19 protein-coding genes and 1 tRNA gene are annotated in these 25793 nt (G+C 71.4%); 11 read left to right on the forward strand and 9 right to left on the reverse strand.

Annotation, left to right across the window (positions count from 1 at the left end):
- Positions 1-72: 72 nt before the first annotated feature.
- From ACZ5UI_RS11355 to ACZ5UI_RS11375, 5 genes are all read left to right on the forward strand, one after another.
- Complete coding sequence (locus ACZ5UI_RS11355) at positions 73-2106, forward strand: aminodeoxychorismate synthase component I (protein ID WP_464197293.1); 2034 nt, start codon at positions 73-75, stop codon at positions 2104-2106.
- A gap of 31 nt (positions 2107-2137) precedes the next feature.
- Positions 2138-3001, forward strand: coding sequence for a DUF4344 domain-containing metallopeptidase (locus ACZ5UI_RS11360; RefSeq protein WP_464197294.1), 864 nt, complete (start codon positions 2138-2140; stop codon positions 2999-3001).
- Between the two features lie 70 nt (positions 3002-3071).
- Positions 3072-5399, forward strand: coding sequence for an AAA family ATPase (locus ACZ5UI_RS11365; RefSeq protein WP_464197295.1), 2328 nt, complete (start codon positions 3072-3074; stop codon positions 5397-5399).
- Entirely contained in the window at positions 5396-6433 is a 1038-nt protein-coding gene (locus tag ACZ5UI_RS11370; protein ID WP_464197296.1) for a hypothetical protein, read from the forward strand. The genes ACZ5UI_RS11365 and ACZ5UI_RS11370 overlap by 4 nt, the downstream gene beginning before the upstream one ends.
- Positions 6430-6768: a hypothetical protein gene (locus ACZ5UI_RS11375; RefSeq protein WP_464197297.1), complete on the forward strand. Its 339-nt coding sequence runs from the start codon at positions 6430-6432 to the stop codon at positions 6766-6768. The genes ACZ5UI_RS11370 and ACZ5UI_RS11375 overlap by 4 nt, the downstream gene beginning before the upstream one ends.
- Here ACZ5UI_RS11375 and ACZ5UI_RS11380 read toward each other — a convergent pair.
- Positions 6729-6920, reverse strand: a complete 192-nt coding sequence (locus ACZ5UI_RS11380; protein ID WP_464197298.1) for a hypothetical protein — start codon at positions 6918-6920, stop codon at positions 6729-6731. The two genes, ACZ5UI_RS11375 and ACZ5UI_RS11380, sit on opposite strands and share 40 nt — an antisense overlap.
- 127 nt (positions 6921-7047) lie before the next feature.
- Between ACZ5UI_RS11380 and ACZ5UI_RS11385 the strand changes: the two genes are divergently transcribed.
- The 5 genes from ACZ5UI_RS11385 to ACZ5UI_RS11405 all read left to right on the forward strand — a co-directional run bounded on the left by ACZ5UI_RS11385 (position 7048) and on the right by ACZ5UI_RS11405 (position 14803).
- Complete coding sequence (locus tag ACZ5UI_RS11385) at positions 7048-8730, forward strand: ABC transporter ATP-binding protein (RefSeq protein WP_464197299.1); 1683 nt, start codon at positions 7048-7050, stop codon at positions 8728-8730.
- Positions 8727-10520, forward strand: coding sequence for an ABC transporter ATP-binding protein (locus ACZ5UI_RS11390; protein ID WP_464197300.1), 1794 nt, complete (start codon positions 8727-8729; stop codon positions 10518-10520). The genes ACZ5UI_RS11385 and ACZ5UI_RS11390 overlap by 4 nt, the downstream gene beginning before the upstream one ends.
- Before the next feature lie 222 nt (positions 10521-10742).
- Positions 10743-10813, forward strand: a tRNA-Gln gene (locus tag ACZ5UI_RS11395).
- Positions 10814-10877: 64 nt separating this feature from the next.
- Entirely contained in the window at positions 10878-12269 is a 1392-nt protein-coding gene (locus tag ACZ5UI_RS11400) for a 3' terminal RNA ribose 2'-O-methyltransferase Hen1 (protein ID WP_464197301.1), read from the forward strand.
- Positions 12266-14803 (forward strand): polynucleotide kinase-phosphatase, encoded by a 2538-nt coding sequence (locus tag ACZ5UI_RS11405; RefSeq protein ID WP_464197302.1) that lies wholly within the window; start codon positions 12266-12268, stop codon positions 14801-14803. Before ACZ5UI_RS11400 ends, ACZ5UI_RS11405 begins: the two co-directional genes overlap by 4 nt.
- On the opposite strand, the gene ACZ5UI_RS11410 is transcribed toward ACZ5UI_RS11405, so the two are convergent.
- The 7 genes from ACZ5UI_RS11410 to ACZ5UI_RS11440 all read right to left on the reverse strand — a co-directional run bounded on the left by ACZ5UI_RS11410 (position 14800) and on the right by ACZ5UI_RS11440 (position 23032).
- Entirely contained in the window at positions 14800-15483 is a 684-nt protein-coding gene (locus ACZ5UI_RS11410) for a hypothetical protein (RefSeq protein ID WP_464197303.1), read from the reverse strand. The two genes, ACZ5UI_RS11405 and ACZ5UI_RS11410, sit on opposite strands and share 4 nt — an antisense overlap.
- Before the next feature lie 2 nt (positions 15484-15485).
- Entirely contained in the window at positions 15486-16145 is a 660-nt protein-coding gene (locus ACZ5UI_RS11415; RefSeq protein WP_464197304.1) for a potassium channel family protein, read from the reverse strand.
- Positions 16145-16525, reverse strand: a complete 381-nt coding sequence (locus ACZ5UI_RS11420; RefSeq protein ID WP_464197305.1) for an NAD-binding protein — start codon at positions 16523-16525, stop codon at positions 16145-16147. Before ACZ5UI_RS11420 ends, ACZ5UI_RS11415 begins: the two co-directional genes overlap by 1 nt.
- Positions 16526-16592: 67 nt before the next feature.
- On the reverse strand, positions 16593-18575 hold the full coding sequence (locus ACZ5UI_RS11425) for an amino acid permease (RefSeq protein ID WP_464197306.1): 1983 nt from the start codon (positions 18573-18575) through the stop codon (positions 16593-16595).
- On the reverse strand, positions 18572-18763 hold the full coding sequence (locus ACZ5UI_RS11430) for a hypothetical protein (RefSeq protein WP_464197307.1): 192 nt from the start codon (positions 18761-18763) through the stop codon (positions 18572-18574). Before ACZ5UI_RS11430 ends, ACZ5UI_RS11425 begins: the two co-directional genes overlap by 4 nt.
- Complete coding sequence (locus ACZ5UI_RS11435) at positions 18760-20664, reverse strand: amino acid permease (RefSeq protein WP_464197308.1); 1905 nt, start codon at positions 20662-20664, stop codon at positions 18760-18762. The genes ACZ5UI_RS11430 and ACZ5UI_RS11435 overlap by 4 nt, the downstream gene beginning before the upstream one ends.
- Before the next feature lie 73 nt (positions 20665-20737).
- Positions 20738-23032: an outer membrane protein assembly factor BamB family protein gene (locus ACZ5UI_RS11440; protein ID WP_464197309.1), complete on the reverse strand. Its 2295-nt coding sequence runs from the start codon at positions 23030-23032 to the stop codon at positions 20738-20740.
- 135 nt (positions 23033-23167) lie between these two features.
- Here ACZ5UI_RS11440 and ACZ5UI_RS11445 point away from each other — a divergent pair, with 135 nt between their 5' ends.
- Complete coding sequence (locus tag ACZ5UI_RS11445) at positions 23168-23752, forward strand: TetR/AcrR family transcriptional regulator (protein ID WP_464197310.1); 585 nt, start codon at positions 23168-23170, stop codon at positions 23750-23752.
- Here the strand turns inward: ACZ5UI_RS11445 and ACZ5UI_RS11450 are convergent.
- Positions 23749-25749, reverse strand: a complete 2001-nt coding sequence (locus ACZ5UI_RS11450; RefSeq protein WP_464197311.1) for a hypothetical protein — start codon at positions 25747-25749, stop codon at positions 23749-23751. The genes ACZ5UI_RS11445 and ACZ5UI_RS11450 overlap by 4 nt on opposite strands.
- Positions 25750-25793 lie beyond the last annotated feature (44 nt).

A 25793-nucleotide genomic window follows, 5' to 3' on the forward strand; every position in this document is an offset into this window, starting at 1 on the left:
GGGTGCATGAGCGCCGGTCCTGGCTGAGGAGCCCAGGGCCGGCGCTCACCATGCGCCGATAGCGTTGCGGGCGTGACGGCGCGCCTGATCGTGGAGCCACTCGCGGTGGACTGGACGCCCGCCCAGGCGGCGCTCGCCCTGCGCGGCGACGCGCATCCGTTCGTCCTGTCCGGTGCCTGGGCCGGCGGTTCGACGATCGTCGGCTCGGAGCCGACACGCGTCGCGCACGCCGACGAGGACCCGTTCGCGCTCCTGGACGCACTCCCCGACGTGGTCGGCCAGGCGCCCGCCGGCGCGGTCGGCGGCGGGTGGTTCGGCTACCTCGGGTTCGCGCTGGCCCACCGCGTCGAGCGGCTGCCGCCCCCGCCGCCCGCCCACGACGCGCTGCCGCCGTTCGCGCTGGCCTACTACGACCACGTGCTGCGCCGCGACGGCGACGGGCAGTGGTGGTTCGAGGCGCTGCAGACGCCGCAGCGGGCCGCGGCGCTGGCCGCGCGCCACGCGGCGCTGACGGCGCGGACGGGAACCGCGCGGCCGTTCCGCGCCGGCCCGTTCGCCCCGACCGCACCCGGCGCGGCCGGTCTGCGCGCCGGCGTGGCCGAGTGCGTCGAGCGGATCGCCGCCGGGGACCTGTTCCAGGCCAACCTGACGCTGCGCCTGCAGGGCCCGTTCTCCGGGGATCCGCTCGACGCGTTCGCGGCCGGCCTGGAGCTGGAGCCGCCCTACGGCGCCTACGTCGCCGGCCCGTGGGGCGCGACCGTCGGTCTGTCACCCGAGCTGTTCCTGCGCCGCACCGGTCGCGACGTCCTGACCCGGCCGATCAAGGGCACGCGCCCACGCCGGGGTGACGACCCGACGACCCGCGACGAGCTCGTGCGCTCGGCCAAGGATCAGGCCGAGAACGTGATGATCGTCGACCTGATGCGCAACGACCTGGGGCGCGTCAGCCAGTACGGGACGGTCAACGCAGACCCGGAGCCGGTGCCCGAAGCGCACCCCGGCGTGTGGCATCTCGTCTCCACCGTGCGGGGCCGGCTGCGCGACGAGGTCGGTGACGCCGACCTGCTGCGCGCGACGTTCCCCCCGGGCTCCGTGACCGGCGCGCCCAAGGTCCAGGCCATGCACGTGATCAGCGAGCTGGAGGGCACCGCACGCCACGCCTACACCGGTGCCGCCGGCTTCGCCAGCCCGATCGCCGGGCTCGAGCTGAACGTGGCCATCCGCACGTTCGAGATCGCCGGCGGGACGGCGTGGATCGGCGCCGGCGGCGGCATCGTGGCCGACTCCGACCCCGACGCCGAGGTGCGCGAGGCGCTGGACAAGGCGCGGCCCCTGATCGCGGCGCTCGGCGCGCAGCTGCAGGCCGACGCGCCGCCGCCGCGCGCGGCGCCGCGCCTGCCGCGCGCGCTGGCCGACGGGCGGCGCCGACCGGATCCCGCCGTGGGCGTGATCGAGACCCTGGCCGTCGAGGACCACCGGCTCGTGGTGGCGGACCTGCACCTCGCGCGGCTGGCCGCCAGCGCCGCGGACGTGCTCGACGTGGCCCTGCCGGCCGATCTGGCCGCCGCGCTCGCCGACGCCGCCGCGGCGGCGCCCGCCGGTCGCCATCGCCTGCGCATCGACGTCACCGCCCACGGCACCACGTTCGCCCTGCACCCCGCGGCACCGCCCAGCCTGGAGCCGGTCGCGCTCGTGCCCGTGCTGCTGCCCGGCGGTCTGGGCCCGCACAAGTGGCGCGACCGCGCGCTGGTCGACACGCTGCGCGAGCGCCACGGCGCGTTCCCGTTGATCGTCGACGCCGACGGCGCGGTGCTCGAGGCGGCCGCCACCAACGTGTTCCTGGTCGAGGGCGACGTGCTCGTCACGCCACCCGCCGACGGCCGCCTGCTCCCCGGGGTCACCCGCGCGCGCGTGCTCGCGGCGGGCGACGCCCGCGAGGAGCCGATCGACCTGGCCCGGCTGGCCACCGCCGACGCCGTGCTGCTGACCTCGTCGATCGCCCTGGTGCGCGTGGCCGAGGGCTCGCGCATGCCGCAACTGGCGCAGCGGGTTCACGCGCTGCTCGCGCCGGCGCCGTCGCGTCGACCTCGTCTGACCGCGACTTGAGCTTCGCGGGCCGGCTGCCGATGAGCCCGTCATGCCTCTGCGCGCCCTGATCGCCGGACTCATCACCGCCGGCACCCTGTTCGCCGCCACCCCCGCGCTGGCCCAGACGCCGGCCGACGCCGGCGACTTCACCGTCGAGTACGGCTCGGTCAAGAAGGCCAACCGCAAGGCCGTCAGCGCCCTGCGCCGCTCGGGCGCGCTGGAGGCCGTGGTGGCCGAGGTCAACGGCCGCTGGGCGCTGCCGCAGGACATCACGATCCTCGTCGGCGACGAGATCGAGGAGGGCCCGGCGTTCATCCCGGACATCCCGCTCGACAACGGTCAGACGCTCACCTTCATCAACGTGCCCGGCGACTTCCTCACGCTCGCACTGCAGGGAATGCGCCAAGAGTTGCGCGGCGTCAAGGGCGTCAGCGCGGTCGACGGCATGGTCTGGGCCAACGAGTTCATCATCGCCCACGAGATGGGCCACGCGCTGGTCCACGAGCTCGACATCCCGGTGACCGGACGCGAGGAGGACGCCGTCGACGGGTTCGCCGCCTACCTGCTGGCCAGCAACCCCAAGTTCGGCCCGCTGACCGCCCTCAGCGCCGCGCTGTTCTTCGACGCCTACCGCCAGCTGCGGGGCCAGCTCAAGGACGAGGATTTCGCCGATGAGCACTCGATTCTCGAGCAGCGCATCTACCAGTTCACCTGCTGGGTGTACGGCAGCGATCCGAAGGAGTTCCGCTCGCTGGTCGGCCGCGACGGCCTGCCCCGCTCGCGCGCACGCCGCTGCCCGGCCGAGTGGGCCCAGCTCGAGCATTCCTGGGACACCCTGCTGGCGCCCCACGCGATCGCCCCCGTCGCGCCCGTGACGCCGCCGGTCACCCCGCCGGCCACCCCGACCCGGTAGCCCGGCTGGCCACGATGGCGGCAGCGCTCGGCCCCAAAGTCGCGCGATAGCGCGCTACTTTGCCGGGGGAATGAATGCTCCCCAGCGTGAGCAGGCGGCGCTCGGCCGCGAGTGGCGGCAGCTGTCGCGAGCGGCGACGTTCGTGGCGGTGCTCACCGCGCCTGCCTTCTTCGTCGTGCTGTACGTCGGCTACGACTGGGCCATCGGCTGGGCGGCGCTGGCCACCTTCGGCGCGGTGGTGGCGTTCCGGGGCCTGGTCGATGTCGTCGCGCACAAGCTGATCCCGCGCCCGAGCCTGTACGGCGCCGATCGCGAAGCGCTGCTGGACGACGCGCTGGTCCGCCGGCGCACGTGGTTCTGGCGGGGCAAGTACCGCTTGGCCTTCTGGATCGCCGTGATCCTGATCGGGCTGATGCTGATCCTGGGCGAGTCGCTGGGCGACGCGCTGAGCGACGTCGGGAGCGCGATCGTCTCGATCGCTCCGACGCTGCTGATCCTCCCCCTGTTCTTCCTGTTCAACTTCCTGATCCTGATGGGGCCGCTGATGGCGTTCGGCCTCATGCAGATGAAGGGCTTCGAGCCCGGCGACGCCGATTGGGGCGTGCGCCTGGAGGACGTGCGCGGCCAGACGGAGCCCAAGGAGGACGTGACGCGCGTCATCCAGCTGTGGCAGTCCGGTGAGGAGTTCCGCAAGGCGGGCGGCAAGCCCGAGCGCGGGCTGTTGTTCATCGGGGCACCGGGCACCGGCAAGACGATGCTCTCCAAGGCGATCGCCACGTCGTTCAACTCGCCGATCGTGACGATGCCCGGCTCCGGCTTCGCCCAGACGTTCATCGGGATGGACGTCGTGATCGTGATGGCCATGATCCGCAAGGCCCGCCGGCTGGCCCGCAAGTGGGGCGGCCAGTGCATCATCTTCATCGACGAGATCGACGCGGTCGGCCTGCGTCGCGCGGCGCTCGGGGGCGGCGGCACCGCGGGCGGGTTCCAGCCGGTTCCCGCGTTCGAGGACCTCAGCTTCCACGGCCCGTGGGGCGCGCAGACGGCCAGCGGGGACCTGATCCTCGAGAACCGCGCGTGGCGCGAGAAGCTGTTCGCCTCGCGGGCCGAGCAAGCCCCGCCCACGCTCCCGCCCACCCTGGCCCGCGTCTACGGCGGCATCCAGAACGTGATGATGCCCGGCGGCATGATGGGCGGCGGCGGCGGGGCGCTCAACCAGCTCCTGGTGCAGATGGACGGCGTCGACTCGCCGCGCATGATGCGCAAGTTCTGGACCAACCGCTTCAACACGCTGCTCGACGCGTCCTACGTCGTCCCGCGCAAGATCGGCTCGCGGTCGCTGCGTCTCAAGCCGCCTCCGGCCCGCAGTGAGGAGATCTACTTCATCGGCGCGACCAACGTGCCGATCGAGCAGCTCGACCCCGCGCTGGTGCGTCCCGGCCGCATGGGCCGCCACATCTGGTTCCGCACGCCGACGAAGGACGACCGCGCCGACGTCTTCGACCTGTACCTCAAGAAGGTCTCGCACGTCGCCGATCTCGATCGTCCCAAGCGCCGCGACGAGCTCGCTCGCATCACCAACGGCTACTCCCCAGCGATGATCGAGCAGGTCTGCTCGATGGCGCTGACCTACGCCCACAGCGACGCGCGCAACGAGTTCGACTGGAACGACATCGTCGAGGCGATGACCACGATCGAGTCGGGGACCGCGGTGGGCGTCGACTACGTCGCCGAGGAGACGCGGGCCGTCGCCATCCACGAGGCCGGCCACGCGGTCGCCTCGCACGTCTACATGGACGACGTCCTCTCCACGCGCCTGTCGATTCGCAAGCGCGGCGGCTCACTCGGCCACCACCAGGCGATCGAGAAGGAGGAGCGCTTCTCCAGCTGGCGCCACGAGGAGGCCGGCAAGCTCGTGTGGACCCTGGGCGCGATGGCCGCCGAGCACGTCTTCTACGGGGAGAACTCCACCGGCGTCGGTGGCGACGTGCAGTCGGCCACATGGCGCGCGTCGTGGATGGTCGGGATGTGCGGCATGGGTCCCGAGCCCGTCGACATCGCCGACGAGGAGGAGCGCAAGCGCATCGAGGAGCGCTACGAGCGGATCGGCCTGCAGATCATCAACCGCGCGTCGGGCATGCGCGAGTCCGGCGACCCGCTGCCCGCGATCCTCGGCGACCCGTTCAAGCGCCGCGCCGCGGCGCAGATCCTCGGGCAGGCCTACATCACCGCCATCTGCCTGATCCGCCACAACCGCGAGTCGGTGCTGCAGGTGGCCGAGCGCCTGATCGAGCGCAAGGAGCTGCACGGCGACGAGGTCGTCGAGCTGCTCGACTCGGTCACGCTCGAAGCGCCCGTCATCGACATCCGCGACGAGAGCATCTGGCCCCGCCTGTGACCCACGAAGGCGACAACCGCCCCTACGACCCGGCCGGAACCCGGCCGAAGGTCGACCCCGAGTCGCTGCGCTCGCTCGAGCCGCCGCCGGACCTGCCCTGGGCCGAGCGCGAGGCGCGGGCCGAGGACCAGCTCGAGGACGCGATCGAGCGCCTCGAGGAGCTGCACGACGACGAGGACAAGAACGGCATCCCGGACGCGTCCGAGCACATGGGCCGGTTCCAGTTCGTGCTCGGCGGGCTGATCGCGGTCGGGCTGCTGGCCGTCGCGGTGATCGTGCTGGTCATCGCGGTCGGGCCCTCCGACCAGGCCAGCGACGACTGGTCGGCCTGGCGCCCGAGCGGGGACGATCCGCTGCAGCAGATCGCCGACCACGTCGGTGCGGACTACCGCCTGGAGAACGGCGATCAGATCGTGTCCGTGACCGGCGGTCCGCTCAAGGTCGGCACGGACGTGCAGGTGACACCGCAGCTGGTCCTCCAGGACCCGCGGACCCAGCAGCTGGAGGAGCAGGAGGGCAAGACCGCGCTGTTCACGCTGTGCGGCAGCGCAGCGGACTGTGCGATCGCCGGCAAGGCCTCCAACGCGCGCGGTCTGTACGTGCGCCGCGAAGCCCTCGAGCTCGCGCTCTACGCGCTGCAGTACACCGACGTCGACCAGGTCGTCGTGACGCTCCCGCCCGATCCCGCCCTCCCGCTCGACCGGGCGATCTATCTCCGCCGCGACGACCTGCAGCGGGAGCTCGATCGCCCGCTGAGCGCGACGCTGCCGTCCCCGACACCGGTGCTGGGCGCCGTCGATCGCTCGCCAGCGGTCACCCTCCTGGGCGGGCTGCCGGCCTACGCCTTCCACGTCGAGCAGGGCAGCGACCTGCGCGTGATCGCCATGCTCGGCGATCTGCAGACCGCGGCGGCCACGGCGCTGGCCAACGCCGCGACGGCGACCGGCACCACGACCACGACCACGCCGCAGACCACCACGACCACGCCCCAGACGACGAACAAGAAGGGCAAGTCCGGCGGCCACGGCGGATGAGCCCGGCCGCCCGCGCCGCGCTCGTCGCGGCCAAGGCGCACCTGGACCCCCAGCAGCTGTACCCGCGCCCCGTCTCGCTGCGCGGCGTGCGCATCCACACGGTGCCCTGGCTGTTTCGCCTGCCGTTCATGCGCCGCTTCGACGGCTACGCGACCTACCAGACGATCCTGCTGCGCCGGCCGTTGAGCGAGGTCAGCGCCGCGCTGGTCACCCACGAGCTGTGCCACGTCTGGCAGATGCAGCACCACCCCGTCCGCATGCCGCTGTCCTACCTGCGCGGCTACGACGACAACCGCTACGAGCTGGAGGCGCGCCGGGCCGCGTCGGGCGCGTAGCCGGGGCAGGCGGCCACCGGGATGCGCGGGTACTTCGGGAAGGCCGGGTCCTCGCGCGCCTTCAGGCACATCGAGAAGGTCGAGCCGCGGGTGTTGCCGATCAGCTTCTGATGGGTGCAGGAATCGCACAGGCCGGCGGTCGGGCGGGGCACGCGCCGAAGAATAGTTGAACCCATCAACTACAATGGATCCGTGCGCATCTTCCTGCGCCTACTCGGGTTCCTTCGTCCCTATCGCCGCGGCGTCCTCTGGTCGCTGTTGCTGTCGGCTGCCGCAACGGTGGCCACGGTCCTGATCCCGGCGCTCAGCGGCCGGGCGGTCAACGCGATCGAGGACAACGACCGACACGGGCTCGTCGTCGCCGCGATCCTGATCGGCGCGGCCGGCATCGTGCGCCTGGCCCTGACCGTCGCGCGCCGGCTCATCTCCGGCCGCGTGTCGCTGGGCGTCGAGCTCGATCTGCGCGACGCCGTGTACGGCCACCTGCAGTCGCTCGAGCTCGCGTTCTTCGATCGCCAGCAGACCGGCCAGCTGATGTCCCGGGCCACCGTCGACCTGCAGTCGGTGCGCTTCTTCCTGGGCTACGGCCTGGTCTTCCTGCTGCAGGCGCTGCTGACCATCGGCATGGCGGCGATCGCCATGTTCATCCTCGAGCCCGGCCTGGCCGCGGTCGCGCTGATCCCGGTGCCGATCGTCGTGGCCATCGCCTACCGCTTCGGCCTACGCGCCCGACCCGCCGCCCAGGAGGTCCAGCAGCGCATCGCCGAGCTCACCGCGGAGGCCGAGGAGAACATCTCCGGCGTGCGCGTGGTCAAGGCCTTCTCGCGCGAGGGCCGCCAGTTGGAGCGCTTCCAGAACGCGACCGAGCGCGTCTTCCGCCAGGCGATGACCTCGACGCGCATCCAGGCCTTCTACAGCCCGTTCATCGGCTTCCTCCCCCAGCTCGGCCTCGCGGCGATCCTGTTCTTCGGCGGCCGCCAGGTGATCAACGGATCGATGTCGCTGGGCGACTTCACCGCTTTCTACACCTGGCTGTTGATGCTGCTGGGCCCGATGCGGATGCTCGGCCTGGCGCTCGGCATGGCCCAGCGCGCAACGGCCTCCGGCGCGCGCCTGTTCCAGGTGCTCGACCGCGTGCCGACGATCGCGTCGCCCGCCGATCCCGCCCCGCTGCCCGCCGGCCACGGCCACGTCGAGCTGCGCGGCGTGACCGTCCAGTACGAGGGGGCGGCCGGGCCGTCGCTGCGCGACGTCGACCTCGACGTGGCCGCCGGCACGACCGTCGCGCTCGTCGGCGCCACCGGCTCGGGCAAGACGACGCTCGTGCAGCTGATCGGCCGCCTGTACGACCCGGTGGCCGGCGCGGTGCTGCTCGACGGCGCCGACGTGCGCACGCTCGCGCTGCCCGAGCTGCGCTCGACCGTGGCCACCGTCGACGACGCGCCGTTCCTGTTCTCCGCGACGATCGCCGAGAACATCGCCTACGCGCGGCCCGGGGCGACCCGCGCCGAGGTCGAGGAGGCCGCCCGCCGGGCCCAGGCCGCCGAGTTCATCGAGCGGCTGCCCGACGGCTACGAGACCGTCGTGGGCGAGCGTGGTCTGACGCTCAGCGGCGGGCAGCGCCAGCGGATGGCCATCGCCCGCGCCCTGGTCGCCGACCCGCGCGTGCTGATCCTCGACGACGCCACCTCGTCGGTCGACGCCTCGACCGAGTCGCTGATCAAGACCGCGCTGGCCGAGGCGATGAAGGGCCGCACGACCTTCGTGATCGCCCATCGGCTGTCGACGATCGCGCTGGCCGACGAGATCGTGGTGCTCGAGCACGGCGAGATCGTCGCCCGCGGCACCCACGAGGAGCTGCTCGAGGTCGAGGGCCTGTACCGCGAGATCGTCGAGAAGGGGCTGCCCGACCAGGTCTTCCTGACCCGCAAGGCGCCCGAGCGCGAGGCGGCCGGACTGTGAGCCGCCTGGAGGACATCCGTCGCCGCCTGCGCGGCACGAGCGGCCGGGGGCGCAAGATCGCCGGCGTCGGCGTGCTGCTGCGCCCGTACCGCTGGCGCGTGATCGCCGCGGCCGTGGCGCTGGTCCTGGGCACGGCCGCCTCGCTGGCGCCCGCGCCCCTGGCCTCGCGCGCGATCGACGACGGCATCGTGCCCGGGAACCTGTCGTCGCTGAACGTGACCGTCGCGCTGTTCGTGATCAGCGCGCTGATCTACTGGGGCGCCAGCTTCGCGCAGACCTACCTGGTCAACTGGGTCGGCCAGCGCGCGCTGCAGGACCTGCGCGAGCAGATCTTCCGCCACCTGCAGTCCCATCCGATCGGCTTCTACGAGCGCAACCGCGCGGGCTGGCTGCTGTCGCGCATGACCAACGACGTCGAGGCGCTCGACTCGCTGGTCACCGACACGATGATCACGCTCGTCCAGGCCTCGCTGACGCTGCTGGGCACGATCGCCATCCTGCTCTACCTCGACGTCGAGCTCGCGCTGTTGACGTTCGCGATCTTCCCGCTGATGGCGCTGGCCTCGCTGATCTTCCGCGTGGCCTCGGCCGACGCCTACAAGCGCACGCGCGAGACGATCGGCTCGATCACCGCCTACCTGCAGGAGACGCTGTCGGGCATCCGCGTCGTGCGCACGTTCGGCCAGGAGCCGATGCACCTGCGCCGCTTCTCGCAGCTCAACGAGCGCAACCGCGACGCGAACATGACGACGGTCAACCTCAACGCGGCCTACTTCCCGTCGGTCGAGCTGCTGAGCGCGCTGGCCACCGTCGGGATCCTGCTCTACGGCGGCTTCCAGGTCCTCAACGGCCACGTCGAGATCGGCGTCCTCGTCGGCTTCATCGCCGCGCTGAACGGCTTCTTCGACCCGATCAACCAGCTCTCGCAGGTCTACACGACGTACCAGTCGGGCATGGCCGCGCTGGACAAGATCTTCGAGCTGCTGGACACCGAGCCCGAGCTGGTCGACGCGCCGGGCGCGCGCGACCTGCCGCCGATCCGCGGCGAGATCCGCTTCGACCACGTCACCTTCACGTATCGCACCGAGGACGACGAGCACATCAACGCGCTGACCGACGTGGATCTGGTGGTCCCCCCCGGCCAGACGCTGGCGCTGGTCGGGGCGACCGGCGCGGGCAAGTCGACGTTCGCCAAGCTCGTGGCCCGGTTCTACGACCCGACCGAGGGCCGCGTGCTGGTGGACGGCCACGACCTGCGCGACGTGCGCCAGGCCTCGCTGCGCGAGCAGATGGGCATCGTGCCCCAGGAGGGCTTCCTGTTCAGCGGCACGGTGCGCGAGAACATCGGCTTCGGCCGCCCCGACGCCACCGACGAGGAGATCTGGTCGGCCTGCGACACCGTGGGCGCCGCCGACTTCATCCGCGCCTATCCGGACGGACTGGACACGCAGGTCGGCGAGCGCGGCGTCCAGCTGTCGGCCGGCCAGCGCCAGCTCGTCGCGTTCGCCCGCGCGCTCGTGGCCGATCCGCGCATCCTCGTGCTCGACGAGGCGACCTCCAACGTCGACCTGCACACCGAGACGAAGATCGAGACCGGCCTGCGCCGCCTGCTGGCCGGCCGCACGGCGATCGTCATCGCCCACCGGCTGTCGACGATCCAACAGGCGGGCCGCATCGTCGTGATGGAGCACGGCCGGATCGTCGAGCAGGGCACCCACGAGGAGCTGCTCGACCTCCAGGGCCGCTACTGGGAGCTCTACCGCGACTGGGCCGAGCAGGCCGCAGCCTAGGCACGGCCGTTGTCCGCTTCGACCCGCTATCCGGGTCTCCGAGGACAACGGACCGGCCGGGCGAGCGCCAACGCGCCAGTTCCTCCGGCCGTTGTCAGCTCACCGTCGCTATGCGACGGTAGGACGACAACGGACCCCGTGTGGCGACCACGACTCAAGCCGCAGCAGCGACGTCCGACGACCCGGTTTGTGACGGCGGGTTGCTACCCTCGTCACCTGCTGTGCGGGGTCGTCTAACGGCAAGACGCCTGCCTCTGGAGCAGGTTATCGGGGTTCGAATCCCTGCCCCGCAGCTCTCGACACGGCCCGCCTCGGCGGGCCGTTCGCGTTCCCCAGAGCCGGATATGGTGCGGTCGAGTGCTGCTGACCATCACCACGACGCACCAGCCCGCCACGGACCTGGGCTACCTCCTCCACAAGCACCCCGACCGACTGCAGACGTTCTCGCTGCCCTTCGGCGAGGCGCACGTCTTCTACCCGGAGTCGACGGCCGAGCGCTGCAGCGCGGCACTGCTGCTGGAGATCGACCCGGTCGGGCTCATCCGCCGCAGCCGGGGCAGCGCGGGCTTCGCGTTGTCGGAGTACGTCAACGATCGCCCGTACGTCGCGTCGTCGTTCCTGTCGGTCGCGCTGGTCAGCGTGTTCAAGAGCGCGATGGCCGGGAGCTGCCGCGACCGGCCGGAGCTGGCCGCCACGCCGATCGCGCTGGAGGCGACGCTGCCCGCCGTGCCCGCCCGCGGTGGCGAGTCGCTCGTGCGCCGGCTGTTCGAGCCGCTCGGCTACGCCGTCGACTGCTCGGCGCTGGAGCTCGACCCGGCGTTCCCCGACTGGGGCGGCGGGCGGCTGGTCGCGCTGCGACTCTCGGGCGTCGTGCGGCTGGCCGACCTGCTCAACCACCTCTACGTCCTGTTGCCGGTGCTCGACGACGACAAGCACTACTGGGTCGGCGACGACGAGGTCGAGAAGCTCCTGCGGCGGGGCAGCGACTGGCTGCCAACGCACCCTGAACGCGACGTGATCGTGCGGCGCTACGTCAAGCACCAACGGCGGCTGATCCACCCCGCGCTGGAGCAGCTCGACGAGGCGCTACCCGCGGACGTCGAGGCCGAGGCCGGCGGCGAGACCGCCCGCGAGGAGACGCTGGAGGAGCGCGTCTCGCTGCGCGATCAGCGGCTGGGCTCGGTCGAGGCGATCGTGCGCGGCTCGGGCGCGCGGCGCGTGCTCGATCTCGGCTGTGGGTCGGGCGCGCTGCTGGAGCGCCTCGTGCAGGGCGGCTACGACGAGGTCGTCGGCGTGGACGTCTCGGTGCGCGCGCTGCAGCACGCCGCCCGCCGGCTGAAGCTCGACCTGCTGCCCGACGCCCAGCGCGAGCGCATCCGCCTGCTGCAGAGCGGCCTGACCTACCGCGACCGGCGGCTGGAGGGCTTCGACGCGGCCGTGCTGGTCGAGGTCGTCGAGCACCTCGATCCCCCGCGGCTGGCCGCCGCCGAGCGCAACGTGTTCGCCGGCGCCCGACCGAAGCTGGTCGTCGTCACCACGCCCAACCGCGACTACAACGTGCGCTGGGCGACGCTGCCCGCGGGCGAGATGCGCCACCCCGACCACCGCTTCGAATGGTCGCGGGCGGAGTTCGCCGCCTGGAGCGACGCGGTCGCCGCCGGCCACGGCTACGAGGTCCGCCGCCTACCGATCGGCCCCGAGGATCCCGAGGTCGGCGCGCCGACCCAGATGGCGGTGTTCGAGCGATGAGGATCGATCTCCCGGATCCGAGCCTCGTCGTGCTCGTGGGCGCGAGCGGCTCAGGCAAGAGCTCGTTCGCGCGCCGTCACTTCCGTGCGACGGAGGTGCTGTCCTCCGACTTCTGCCGCGGGCTGGTCGCCGACGACGAGAACGACCAGTCGGCCAGCGCGGACGCGTTCGCCGTCTTGCAGTTCATCGCCGGGCGGCGCCTGACCGCCGGCCGGCTGACCGTCGTCGACGCCACCAGCGTGCAACGCGAGTCGCGCAAGCCGCTGATCGAGCTTGCCCGCGAGCACGATCTGTTCCCGGTGGCGATCGTGCTCGACGTGCCCGAGGAGGTCTGCCTGGAGCGCAACCGGGAGCGGCCCGACCGCGACTTCGGCGCGCACGTGGTGCGCCAGCAACGCTCGCAGTTGACCCGCTCGCTGAAGGGCCTGCAGCGCGAGGGCTTCCGGCGCGTGTGGGTGCTGCGCTCTCCCGAGGAGGTCGACGCGGTCGAGGTCGTGCGCGCGCCGCTGTGGACCGACCGCCGCGCGGAGACCGGACCCTTCGACGTGATCGGCGACGTGCACGGCTGCCACGCCGAGCTCGTCGAGCTGCTCGGACGGCTCGGCTACGTCGTCGACGCGGACGGCCAGGTGACACCACCGCCGGGCCGGCGCGCGGTGTTCGTCGGCGACTACGTCGATCGCGGGCCGGCCACGCCCGCGGTGCTGCGCCTGGTGATGGGCATGGCTGCGGCGGGTACGGCCATCTGCCTGCCGGGCAACCACGACGTCAAGCTCGTGCGCCAGCTCAGCGGCCGCAACGTCCAGCTCACGCACGGCCTGGCCGAGACGGTCGCGCAACTCGAGAACGAGCCGCAGGCGTTCAAGGACGCCGCGCGCGAGTTCCTGCAGGGCCTGGTCAGCCACGTCGTGCTCGACGAGGGCCGGTTGGTCGTCGCCCACGCCGGTCTCAAGCAGGCCTACCAGGGCCGCTCGTCCGGCCGGGTGCGCGAGTTCGCGCTGTACGGCGAGACGACCGGCGAGACCGACGAGTTCGGGCTGCCCGTCCGCCGGCCCTGGGCCGAGGACTACCGCGGCTCGGCCACCGTCGTCTACGGCCACACGCCGGTCCCCGAGCCCGACTGGCTGAACAACACCGTCAACATCGACACCGGTTGCGTCTTCGGCGGGAAGCTGACCGCGCTGCGCTGGCCGGAGCGCGAGCTCATGTCGGTGCCGGCCCACCAGACCTACTACGCGCCGGCCCGGCCGTTCCTCGATACCGCCGCGGCGGCGCCCGCGGCCCGCGAGGCCTTCGTCCTCGACGTCGACGATGTGGCCGGCAAGCGCATCGTCCAGACGCGCCTGATGCGCGCGGTGACCATCCGCGAGGAGAACGCGGCCGCGGCCCTGGAGGTGATGAGCCGGTTCGCGATCGACCCGCGCTGGCTGATCCACCTGCCGCCGACGATGGCTCCGACCGCGACGTCCGCCCGGGCCGACGTGCTCGAGCACCCCGCCGAGGCGTTCGCCGAGTACCGCTCCCTCGGGGTGCCGACGGTGGTCTGCGAGGAGAAGCACATGGGCTCGCGGGCGATCGCGGTGGTGTGCCGCTCGGCCGACGTGGCCCGCGAGCGCTTCGGCGTCGACACGGGCGAGACGGGCGCGCTCTACACGCGGACCGGCCGGGCCTTCCTCGACGACCGCGCCGACACCGAGGCGGCACTGGAGCGCATCCGCGCCGCGGCCGACGCGTCGGGACTGTGGGAGGAGCTGGCCAGCGACTGGGTGCTGCTGGACTGCGAGCTGCTGCCCTGGTCGGCCAAGGCGCTGACGCTCATCCAGCGCCAGTACGCGGCGGTGGGCGCCGCCGCCCGCGCCGGGCTGGACGCGGCGATCGGCGCACTCGAGCAGGCCGCCGCGCGCGATCTGCCGGTGGCGGCCGTCCTCGAGCACGAGCACGAGCGCCGCGCGCACGTCGAGCGCTACACCGAGGCCTACCGCCGCTACGTCTGGCCCGTCACCGGGGTGGCCGACCTGCGCCTGGCCCCGTTCCACGTGCTGGCCGCCGAGAGCGGCACGTTCGTCGACCGCGACCACGCCTGGCACCTGGAGCGCTGCGACGCCCTGGTCACCGCCGACCCCGACTGGTTCCGGCGCACCGACCGCCGCGTCGTCGACGTGACGCAGACGGCCAGCGAGCAGGAGGCCACCGACTGGTGGCAGGCGCTGACTGCCGCCGGCGGCGAGGGCATGGTCGTCAAGCCGATGGGCTTCGTGGCCCGCGGCCCACGCGGCCTCGTCCAACCCGGCGTCAAGGTCCGCGGCCGCGAGTACCTGCGCCTGATCTACGGCCCCGAGTACGCCGAGCCGGCCCAGATGGACCGGCTGCGCCAGCGCGGTCTGGGCCGCAAGCGCTCGCTGGCCGCCCGCGAGTTCGGCCTCGGCGTCGAGGGCCTGGAGCGCTTCGTCCGCCGCGAGCCGCTGTACCGCGTCCACGAGTGCGTCTTCGGAGTGCTCGCGCTGGAGAGCGAGCCGGTCGACCCACGTCTCTAGTCGTACCAGTCCCAGGCCTTGTCGCCGACCAGCAACTTGACCTGGACGCTGTGGTTGGACACGCCGCCGTAGCCGTGCGGGCCTTCAAGGGAGAACCGACCGCCGGGCGACGCCGGGTGCCCGAGGTCGAGCATCAGACCGGCGATCGTGATGCTCGGGAGCGCCTCGCCGAAGCCTGCAGCGTGATCATCGCTCTCCGGATCTGGGCGACCGGTCCAGTGGACGTTCCACGTCACCGTGGGCCGTTCCTCCGGCCGGGCGTCGCGCAGGGCGAACCGCGTGCGCTCCGGGCGAGGCCAGTACTCGTAAGAACGCGCGGCGAGCCGCACGATGTTGCGGGGTGGAAGCCCCTCGATGTGCAGGCGGGTGAGCGGGCGGTTCCCCTCGTCGCCACGCGGCGGTCCGGTGAGATGCAGATCGACGTCGCGCTCATGGAGCAGAGCAGCGAGGATCACGACGGCGAGGTCGCGGAACGCCTGGCGCGAGCCCGTGATCGCGACCTCGTCGTAGTAGACCCCGGGGTAGCCCGCGAGCGCGTGCGTGCCGCCGACGGTGATAGTCGTGGTCGAGAGCTCAGTGGGCGGCTCGGGCACTGACTCCGCTGTGAAGAGGAACTCCTCTTCGACATCCAGCGGTAGCTGCGCGACGACCGGCGCAGCGAACTCCGCCAGGTCGACCACGGCTACGCCGCGGTGAAGTACGGCGTGATCTGCTCTTCGAGGCCGGGATCGAGCACGACGAGGACCTCGTCTCCGCCCTCGATGACCGTGTCGGCCTTGGGGACGAAGCCGTCGCCGCCGCGCAGGACGGAGATGATCAGGCAGCCCTCGGGGAGGTTGACGTCGACGACGCGCTTGCCGGCGGCGGGTGAGTCGAGGCCGACCTCGAGCTCGATGATCTCGAGCTTCTCCTCCTCCAGGGCGAGCAGGTGGACGAGGCCGTAGCGCGGGACCTCGTGCTCGATCAGGCGGAGGATCAGGTCTGTGGCGCTGACCGCGGGCTGGATGCCCAGGAGCTTGAAGTGCTGGAGGTTGCGGGGGTTGTTGACGCGGGCGATGATGCGGTCGACCAGGTACTTCTCCTTGGCCACCTGGCAGACGAGCATGTTGTCCTCGTCGTCGCCGGTGACCGCGATCACCAGGTCGGCGCGCTGGATGCCCGCGCGCTCCAGGACCCACAGCTCGGTGGCGTCCCCGTACTGGACGGCGTGCTCGAGCTCCTGCTCGATGACCAGGTAGCGGCGGCGGTCGCTCTCCAGGAGCGTGACCTCCTCGCCCTTGTCCATCAGCTCGCGGGCCAGGTTCCAGCCGACCTTCCCGCCTCCGACCACGATGATGTACATCAGTCGATCTCCAGGGCCTTCTCGAACATGGCGATCGCGTGGGCGGTGGGCGAGATCGTCTCCAGGCCCTGCTCGGCGTACCAGGCGGCGCGGTAGGGATCCATCACGCGGACGATCACGCGCGGGACCTTGAAGCGCTTGGCGGCCAGCTGCGCCACGACGAGGTTGGTGTTGTCGCCGTCGGTCGCGGCGATGAACGCGTCGGACATCTCGATGCCCGCCTCCATCAGCGCGTCGATCTCCAGGGCGGTCCCGACGGTGAAGCGGCCGCCGCGGTCCTCCCAGGTCCCGTCGATGCCGACGTCGAGGCGCTCGTGCGAGAGCGGATCCTCGTCCAGCACCGACACCTCATGGCCAGCGGCGAGGGCCGTCTTGGCCACCGACGAGCCCACTCGACCTGCTCCGACAATCAACACGAACACGAGGCGGCAAGGTACCGCAAAGGGCCTACGAGGTCGTTCGTGCTCCGGGCGCGGGCATCTCGTCCGCGGGCGGCGCGGTCAGGATGACCGGACAGCTCGCCTTGGTGACCACGTACTTCGTGACATCCCCGAGGAAGTTGTCGTTCGGGCCCGCCCGGCCCCCCAGCAGCGCCCCACCGCGGATGCGGCTGGGCTCCTCGGCGGCCATGACGATCGCCTCCACCCCACGGCGGCGCGCCTCCTCGACGATCGCCTGCCCGGTGCGCCGCGCGCGCACCGTCGCCGTCGCCACGTTGACGCCCTCGTACTCCTCGCCGACGGCCTTCGCGCGGGCCAGCGCGGCCCGGGCGCGCTTGAGCTGCTCGTCGGGCAGGCGCGCGTCGATCGGCAGCGACATCGGCACCTGGAAGACCCACAGCGCCTCGATCGTGGCGCCCTCGCCCTCGGCCACCTCGTCGTCGGGGTCCTCGGCGGCCAGGCGACCGGCGGTCTGCACGATGTCGTCGTCCAGCGGCGTCCCGAAGATCGGCACGAGGATCGAGCCGTACTCGGCCTCCCCGTGCTGCGGGTCCCAGCGCAGCGCCGCCGCGGGCACGCTGACGCGCTTGAGGATCGGCTTGTCGGCCGACACGCGGTAGATCAGGTAGAGCGCGATGCCGGCGGCCATCCAGGCCAGGCCGACGAAGCGCGCCGCGTCGTGCAGCGCCAGCACCGACGCGAACAGGCCGGCCGAGACGACCGCGCCCAGCGCCGCCGGCAACGGCACCCGCCCGACGGTGAACGGCATCCGGTAGGGCCGGCGCCGATCGGGTTCGGTGAAGCGCAGGCGGACGACCGACAGGTGGGCGATCGTGAAGGCCAGCGTCGCGCCGAACGCGTAGATGCTGACCAGGAACTCGAGGTCCAGCGGGAAGATCAGCGCGATGGCCAGCAGGGCGGCGATCGCGATCACCACGTAGGGCGTCGAGCGCGTCGGATGCAGCCGCCCGACGATGCTGGGGATCTGCCGGTTGACGCCCAGCTGGTAGGCCAGCCGCGAGAGGCCGAGCATCGCCGCCTCGGCCGCGGCCACCAGCGTCACGGTGGCCACCACGGCGATCACGTAGCGCAGCGCGTCGGCCAGCCACCCCGGATCGATCTGCGCCACGACCGCCAGCATCGGGGCGTCCTCGTAGCGTCCCCGGCCCAGCGCGGTCTGACCGTCGACGACCGGGAGCGCGCTGACCGCGATCAGGGCGATGCCGACGTAGATGATCGTCACGGTGCCGCTGGCGCTGGCCACCAGGCGCCGCAACCCGGGCCCGCGGACGCCGACCTCGCCGGCCAGCCCGGAGGCGGACTCCAGGCTCGTGAAGGCCACCGTGGCCAGCGTCAGGGCGAAGACCAGATCGCTCCAGGTCGGCGCCGTGCCCAGGTCGATCTGCCCGGTCAGCAGGTCGGCGTCGAAGAACAGGATCAGGCCCAGGACGATCAGGCCGGCCTGGATCACGATGTCGGCCACCACGATGGCCAGCACGCCCTTGGCCCGCCGCGACGTGAAGCCGCGCACGTTGCGCACCGCGACCCAGGCGACGACGGCCACCGCGACGCCGATCTCGACGACGTTGTTCGTCCCCAGCGGCTCCCAGAAGGCCGACAGGTAGTTCGTCGCCGACAGCGCACAGACGGCGATCAGGATCGTGTAGTCGAGCAGCACCGCCCAGCCCGCGACGAAGCTGGTCAGCTCGTCGAAGGCGTAGCGGGCGAAGACGGTCGCGCCGCCGCGGTCCTGGTGCAGCGACGAGCCCTCGACGTAGGTCATCGCGGTGATCGCGAAGTACAGGCCGGCGGCCAGGAACACGACCGGCGTCAGGCCCAGCGCGTAGCTGGCGACGACGCCCAGCGAGAAGTAGATCGCCGACGCGATCGGCGTGTAGATGATCGCGAACAGCCGCGGCGAGCCCATCGAGCGGCGGAACCAGAAGTCGCTGCGGTCGCCGATCTTCCGCTCGTCGGCGCCGTCGCTCACGACGGCGACCTCCACACGATCCACAATCGCCCGGCGCCCGCGGCCACGAACAGCACGCCGAGGATGATCCCCAGCGCACCCGCGCCGCCGCCGGCGAACACCGTGCGCACGATCAGCGCGATGCCGACGACCAGCAGCGCGGTCGACAGCACGACGGTGCCCTGGCGATGGACGTCGCGGCCGCTCACGCCAGGCCCGCCGCCTTCAGCTCCGCGGTCTTGCCCGCCGAGCCCGGCGTCGCGGCGATGATCACGCGGCACGGTCGGTTGGCCAGCACGGTCTCCACGGTACGGCTGAACAGGGTGCCGCCGCGCGGCGACAGCGCCATGACGATCGCCCGAGCGCGCGTCTCCTTGGCCTCCTTGACGATCACGCGACCCGCCTGGCCGGCGCGCACCTTGACCCAGTGGCCGGACACGCGCCGCCCGCCCTGGATCTTCGCGCGCTCGATCAGCTCCTGCGCGGCGCGCTCCTGCTCGGGCAGCGCGGCGTCGATCGGCGAGGAGTTCGGCACGTTGATCGCCACCAGCACGTGGATGCCGCGGCGCCGGCGCGAGGCCAGCCGCGCCGCCGTCCCGATCGCCGCCGCGTTGAACACGGTCGAGTCGAAGGCGACGAGGATCGAGTCGTACTCGGCCTCGTGGTCGACCACCGGCTGGGGCACGGCGACCTTGCGCGTGGAGGTCAGGTCCAGGCCCTGGCGGCGCCGGTAGACGATGTAGACGAGGATGCCGACGCCCAGCCACGAGATGCCGAAGATCGTCACCGTGGGGTTGCGCAGGGCGAGCACGATCAACGCGACGAACGTGGCGCTGCCGCCGGCCACCGCGAACAGCGGCACGTCGTAGCCGGCCACGCGCAGGTTCCCCGGCCCGCGCCAGGGCAACGGCCCGATGTCCATGCCGCGCAGGCGGATCACCGAGGCGTGCGCGATCGTGAACGACAGCATCGCCCCGAAGGCGTAGATGTTGCCCAGGAAGTCGGCCTGGCCGGGGATCAGGACGATGCAGGCGATCGTGCCGAAGATCGCGATGCCGATCCATGGGGTCCCGTACTTGGGATGCAAGCGCCGCAGCCCATCGGGCAGCTGGCGGTGGATGCCCATCGAGTAGACCAGCCGCGAGACGCCGATGATCCCGGCGTTGGTGGCGATGAACAGGATCGTCGCCGCCAGGATGCCCACGTAGATCTCGGCGGGCTGCTGCAGGAACCCGAGGTTCAGCTGCTTGACCACGCCCAGGATCGGGTCGCCCGCGTACCCTCCGGCCTCCTCGGGCTCCCCCAGCAGCGTCGTGTAGGTGCCGTCGGCGTTCTGGGTGACCGGCAGCGCGCTCAGGGCGATCGCCGGCAGCACGGCGTAGATCGCCACGACCGCGATGACCACGCGCTTGATCGCCGCCGGGATCGTCTTGCGCTCGTCCTTGGCCTCCTCGGCCATGTTCGAGATCGTCTCGATCCCGGTGTAGGCGAGCATGCACAGCGGGATGGCCACGAGGAAGTTCCCCCACGTCGGCGCGACGCCGAGCGTGACGTTGTCGACCAGCGTCTCGGGCGACAGGATCAGGAAGATCCCGACCAGCACCAGCAGCAGCTGGGTGAGGAAGTCGGTGACGGCCAGGCCGATGTTGATGACCGCCGACTCCTGCGCGCCCCGGATGTTGATCAGGCACAGGACGACGATCACGCCCATGCCGAAGATGATGTCCCCGGGGCCGTGGCGCAGCGGGGCCCAGAACAGGCCGCCGATGTAGTGCGGGACGAAGAACGCCGAGGTGGCGATCGTCATCGTGTAGGTGAGCATCGAGCCCCAGGCCGCGAAGAACGACCAGAACTCGTTGAAGGCGTGGCGCGCGAACGAGCTCGAGCCGCCCGCCTCGGGGAACTTGGCCGTCGCCTCCGCGTAGGTCGACGCGGTCAGGAAGAAGATGAAGCCGCTGATGATGAACACCAGCGGCGTGAGGCCGAGCGCCAGCGACGCGACGAGGCCGAGGGCGTAGTAGATCGACGAGCCGACGTTGCCGTAGGCGGTCGAGAAGAGCGCGTTGACGCCGAGAACGCGCTGGAGACCGTGGAGCCGCCGTTCGGCCATCAGAGGTCCCGGATCCTAGAAGACAAAGGGGCCCGCACCGGCGCGCGGTGCGGGCCCCTTCACAACTGCGGTGTTAACCGTGGATCTTCTCGGTCACGTAGGCGGACACGTCGGCGATCTGCTGCTTGTTCAGCTGACCGCTGAACGCCGGCATTCCGCCGCCACCGTCGGTCACCTGCTTGATGACCGCGGTCGTGTCGCCGGCATCCGGGATCCCCGACAGGTCGGGGCCGCCGTTGCCGCCCTTGCCGTCGGCGCCGTGGCAGGTCGAGCAGTTGTCGGCGAAGATCTGCTGACCCGCCGTCGCATCGCCCTTCACCGTCTTGTTGTCGCCCTCACCGGTGTCGGTGGTGGCGTCGACGGTGTTCTCCTCGGTCTGCTGGGACTCCTCGGAGTCGGCCTGCTCACCGGCGTGCGCGACCGCGCCCTGATCGGCGACCGGCGACTTGGCCGGGCCGACGGTGCCGTCCAGCGAGAAGAGCCACACGTTCTGGTTCTCGCGGGGCGTGCCGGCCAGCGAGTTGCCGCCGGCCAGGAAGGCCACGTACTGCTTGCCGTCCTGCTGGAACGTGGTGACCGTCGAGTTGGCGCCCGCCCCGGTCTGGAAGGACCACAGCCGCGAGCCGTTGCGCGCGTCGTAGGCCTCCAGCTCACCGGTGTTGCGCCCGACGAACACGAGGTTGCCCGCGGTCGTGACCGTGCCCGAGTAGCACGAGTCCGGCGTCGAGATCTGCCACACGATGTCGCCCGTCTGGGCATCGATCGCGGTGACGTTGCCGTCGCCGTTGAAGCCGGTCGACACGAGCAGCGAGCCGATGTAGATCTGACCGGCCTCGTGACCGGGCAGCTCGGACTGCGCCAGCGCGGCCGGGCTGTTCTGCGAGCACACGTAGAACATCTGCAGCTGCTGGTTGTAGGACGCGGGCGGCCAGTTGTCACCGCCGGTCGGTCCGGGCAGAACGGCCACCGGATCCTTGCCGAACGGGTCGAAGATCTTGCCGCGCTTGATGTCGACGTCCTTGCCCTGGCCGATCTGCGCCTTGCCGGCGGCCAGGATCTTCGTGTAGTCGGCGTCCGTCAGCTCGTGCCGCGCGAACGGCGGGTTGCTCGGGTACGGCTGCGTCGCGGCGGTCTTCTGGTTGGGGTCCTGCGGGACCGGCTTCTCGACGATCGGGAAGATCGGCTTGCCCGTCTTGCGATCGAGCATGTACAGCCAGCCGGTCTTGGACGCCTCGGCGATGCCGTGGACGACCTTGCCCTTCACGACGGCGTCGTACAGCATCGTCGGCGACGGGCTGTCGTAGTCCCAGATGTCGTGGTGGACCTGCTGGAAGTGCCACTTGTAGTCGCCCGTGGTCGCGTCGAGCGCGACGATCGAGGACGAGAACAGGTTGTCGCCCTCACGCTGCTCGCCGTTGACGTCCGGGGCGGCGTTGCCGGTCGAGAAGTACAGCATGTTCAGCTCGGGGTCCACCGACGGCGTCTGCCAGATCGGCGCGCCGCCCGTCTTCCACGAGTCCTTGTCGGCCGGCCACGTGTCGTTCGGGCCCTGACGCGGGTCGTCCTTGGTCGGGTCCGGGACGGTGTAGAAGCGCCACAGCTCCTTGCCGGTCTTGGCGTCCAGCGCGTACAGGCGGCCGCGGATGCCGAACTCGCCGCCGGAGGTGCCGACGTAGATCTTGTTCTCGTAGTACAGCGGGGCGTGCGTGAAGGTGAAGCCGTCCTGCCACTTGACGGGCTGGACGTCCCAGTCCTTGCGGCCGGTGGCCATGTCGAGGGCCACGACGTGCCCGTCGAGCTGAGCCACGTAGACCTTGCCGTCGCCGATCGCCACGCCGCGGTTGTCCCAACCACAGCAGACGGTCGTGATGCCCTGGTCCAGCTGCGGGTCGTACTTCCACTTGATGTCGCCCGAGGCGACGTCCATCGCGTAGACCTCGTCCGCACCCGTCGGCACGTACATGACGCCGTTGTAGACGATCGGCTGGCCCTCTTGCGAGTACTTGGCCGTCGTGGCGACGCTGTCGAGCTTCTTCATCCAGACGCCCTTGAGCTGCGAGACGTTGGACGTGTTGATCTGGGTCAGCGGCGAGTAGCGGTTGTTGTTCAGCGATCCGCCGTTGGTGATCCAGTTCGTCGTCGGGAGCGCGCTGAGCGTCTCCTTCGTGAACGCCGGAGCCGAGGGGGACTTGGACCGATCGGGCTGCGACTGAGGTGTGAGCACCTCCGACTGGCCGAGGGTCACGGTCTTGGTCTGCTCGGTGGCGTTGCCGACCAGGATGCCCACGATCAGGGCGATCACCGCGCCGGTGACGACGGCGCCGATGAGCGTTGCCCATGACCCGAAGTTGCTGCCTCGATCCTTCATTGACCCTCAACCTTCATGGTGGCCCGACAGTTGCATACGTGAGCTTTAAGAGTACTCGGTAGACCGACAGTCTTGTCAACTGCCGGTGATGGGTGGCCGGCCTGGTAGAAACGCGTACGACCGATGTCGACGTCCATGCCCAGAACCTCGATCCGTGAAGCACAGAAGGAGCTGACGCGGACACGGCTGGTCGACGCCGCCGCCGAGCTGTTCGCGCAGCGCGGGTACGCGGCCACCACGATCGAGGACATCGCCACGACGGCCGGCGCCACGCGGGCCACCTTCTACCTGCACTTCTCCTCCAAGAGCGACGTGGTCCACGCGCTGTACGCCGCGCTGGTGTCCTACGACGCCGACTACGCGCACCTGATCGCCGTCTGCCGCGATCCCACCGAGCCCGCGCTGCGCGCCTGGCTGGACGTGTTCGTGGCCGAGCTCGACCGTCCCGCCCACTACTGGGTCGCGCTGCGCGAGGCCGCCGGCGGCGACGCCGAGGCGCGCGCCGCCTCCGAGCAGGACTTCTCCCGCTCGGCCGACAAGCTGGCCACCGGTCTGGCCGCGGTGCGCGGCTGGGACGCCGCGCAGGCCCACCTGGTCGCCGTCGTGCTCAAACGTCAGCTCGACGTCTGCCAGGACGACTGGATCCGCGCCCGCTGGGACCACGAGCGAGAACATCTGCTCGATGTCCTCGCTCGCATGTGGGCCGCAGCGCTTCGCTAGGGGTCGACGGCCGTGCAGGGCGCGCCCGCGCACGGATCGATGACCTTCCCGCCGAGCGTCAGGAACGCCGACTTCTGCTCGCGCGCGGCGACCTGGTTGCGCGGCGTCTCGTGCGGATCGGTGCCGGCCGACGGCGGCGTCTCCGTCGTCGGTGGCGTCGGGGTCCCGCTGTCGAAGTAGAACAGCGCCGAGCCGTCGTACGGGTAGGCGCCGATCCGCGGGATGCCCCACAGCAGCTCGCGGTCCGGGGAGCGCCCGGGGGCCAGCGGCGTCGCGTTGGTCGCGGCGCCGATCGTGCGCGCCTCGGTCTCGGCCGAGACGTTGGCCACCTGGTGGTCCCCGAAGGCGACCTGCAGCAGCACGTGGTGGCGCGGCGTGTCGGGCAGCGGGTCGGTCGTCATGTGCAGCGCGTAGCCGTCGGACTCGCCGCGATCCCACAGCACCTGAAGCAGGCCCAGCAGCAGCGGCCGCTCGAGCTCGTCGGGGTACGCCTTGTAGAGGATCTGCGCGTAGGTGTTGAAGTCGACCGAGCGGCGCAGCAGCGTGGAGAAGTTCATCCCCGCCACACCGAGCACGGCCCGGTCGTAGTCGGGCGCCAGCGCGGCCAGCGCGCCGCCCATGATCGCGCCCTGGCTGTTGCCGTCGTAGTACAGCCGGCCGGGCGCGATGTCGAGCACCGAGCGCCCGTCGGCGCCCTGGAAGGCCGGGTTCGTCGACAGCCCGTCGGCGGCGATCATCGCCCGCCCCAGGTACAGCGCGTCGATCATGCCCTGCTGCATGCGGTCGGGCACGGTCGAGAACCGCGACAGGTCGCCGAGCAGGGTGGCCACGTGCGGGATGTCCTCGCTGGCCATGCCGATCCACGCCGTCGCGCAGAACACGAAGTCGTGCTCCTGGGACAGGTTGCGCAGCTGCAGCTGGTCGATCTCGGTCGGCTTGCCCAGCAGCCCGTGCCCGTAGATGCCCGGGCGCGCGGGCGTCTGGAACGCGACGCGCGGGATGTTGCAGACGAACGGCGCCTCGAACGTCGAGGTCGCGTCGAGCGTCGGGAAGGTGGCCGTCGCCGAGCGGTAGGCGAACCCGGCGCCCGGCGGGCAGCCCGGCTGGTCCAGGTAGCAGGGCACGCTGATCGTGCCCGCGACCTTGCGGGCGATCAACGGGTCCTGGTCGGCCGCGACGTCGGTGACGCTGGTGATCGTGAAGGCCGGCGAGCGGCCCTGCGGCTTGAGGTCGGAGAGGTTCGTGTCGCCCAGGCGCTTGAAGGCGTCGTCGCGCATGGCCAGGGCGCGGCCGGTCAGGCCCGCTTCGCTGGCCACGGTGAAGTCCCAGGCCAGGTACAGGTCCCGGCGGGCGATGCCCGCGGCCTTGAGGTCGCGGAAGTCGCGCTCCAGCGCCGGCCGGCGCGCGGCGATCGCGCGGCTCTTCGTCTGGCGCCGGTCGCGCAGGATCCGGAACGCGCTCTGGGGGCGCAGCGTCTTCCCGCCGGCGCTCTTGAGGTTGCGCAGCGCGACGACGTAGCGCGTCCCCTCCTCCAGGTTCTTGGCCGGGCGGATCTCCAGCGTCACGTCGGCCTCCCGGGCCGGGTTGGAGTCCAGCTCCGCCCAGATCGGATGGCGCTCGTGCGTGCGCGTGTTGATCAGCACCACCGGCGCGGCCTTGCGGGCGTACGCGCCGATGTCGGTGATCGGGACGATGCCGGACTTCCCGGCGTCCAGGCCGGGGACGCGCGTGATCAGCGCCGAGCCCGGACTGAAGCCGTCGCTGCGATTCCACTCGGTCGGATCGATGTGCGACCCGGCGACGTTGGACGGCATGCCCGACCGCGGCAGGTCGAGCCGCAGCTTGGTGTCCGTCGACGCGTCCCGCTTGGTGAACGCGTTGTTCGGCCAGGGATACAGGCAGGCCGATGGATCCAGGGGATCGCAGGGAGAAGCGGCCGCCGCGGGCATCGCGCCGAGCGCGAGCAGCCCCAGGACCGCGAGCAGGATGACCCTCATACGAACGCCACCGTACACGACGAGGGGCGGCCGTTCGGCCGCCC

The organism is Conexibacter sp. JCM 18997 (genome assembly GCF_055391915.1).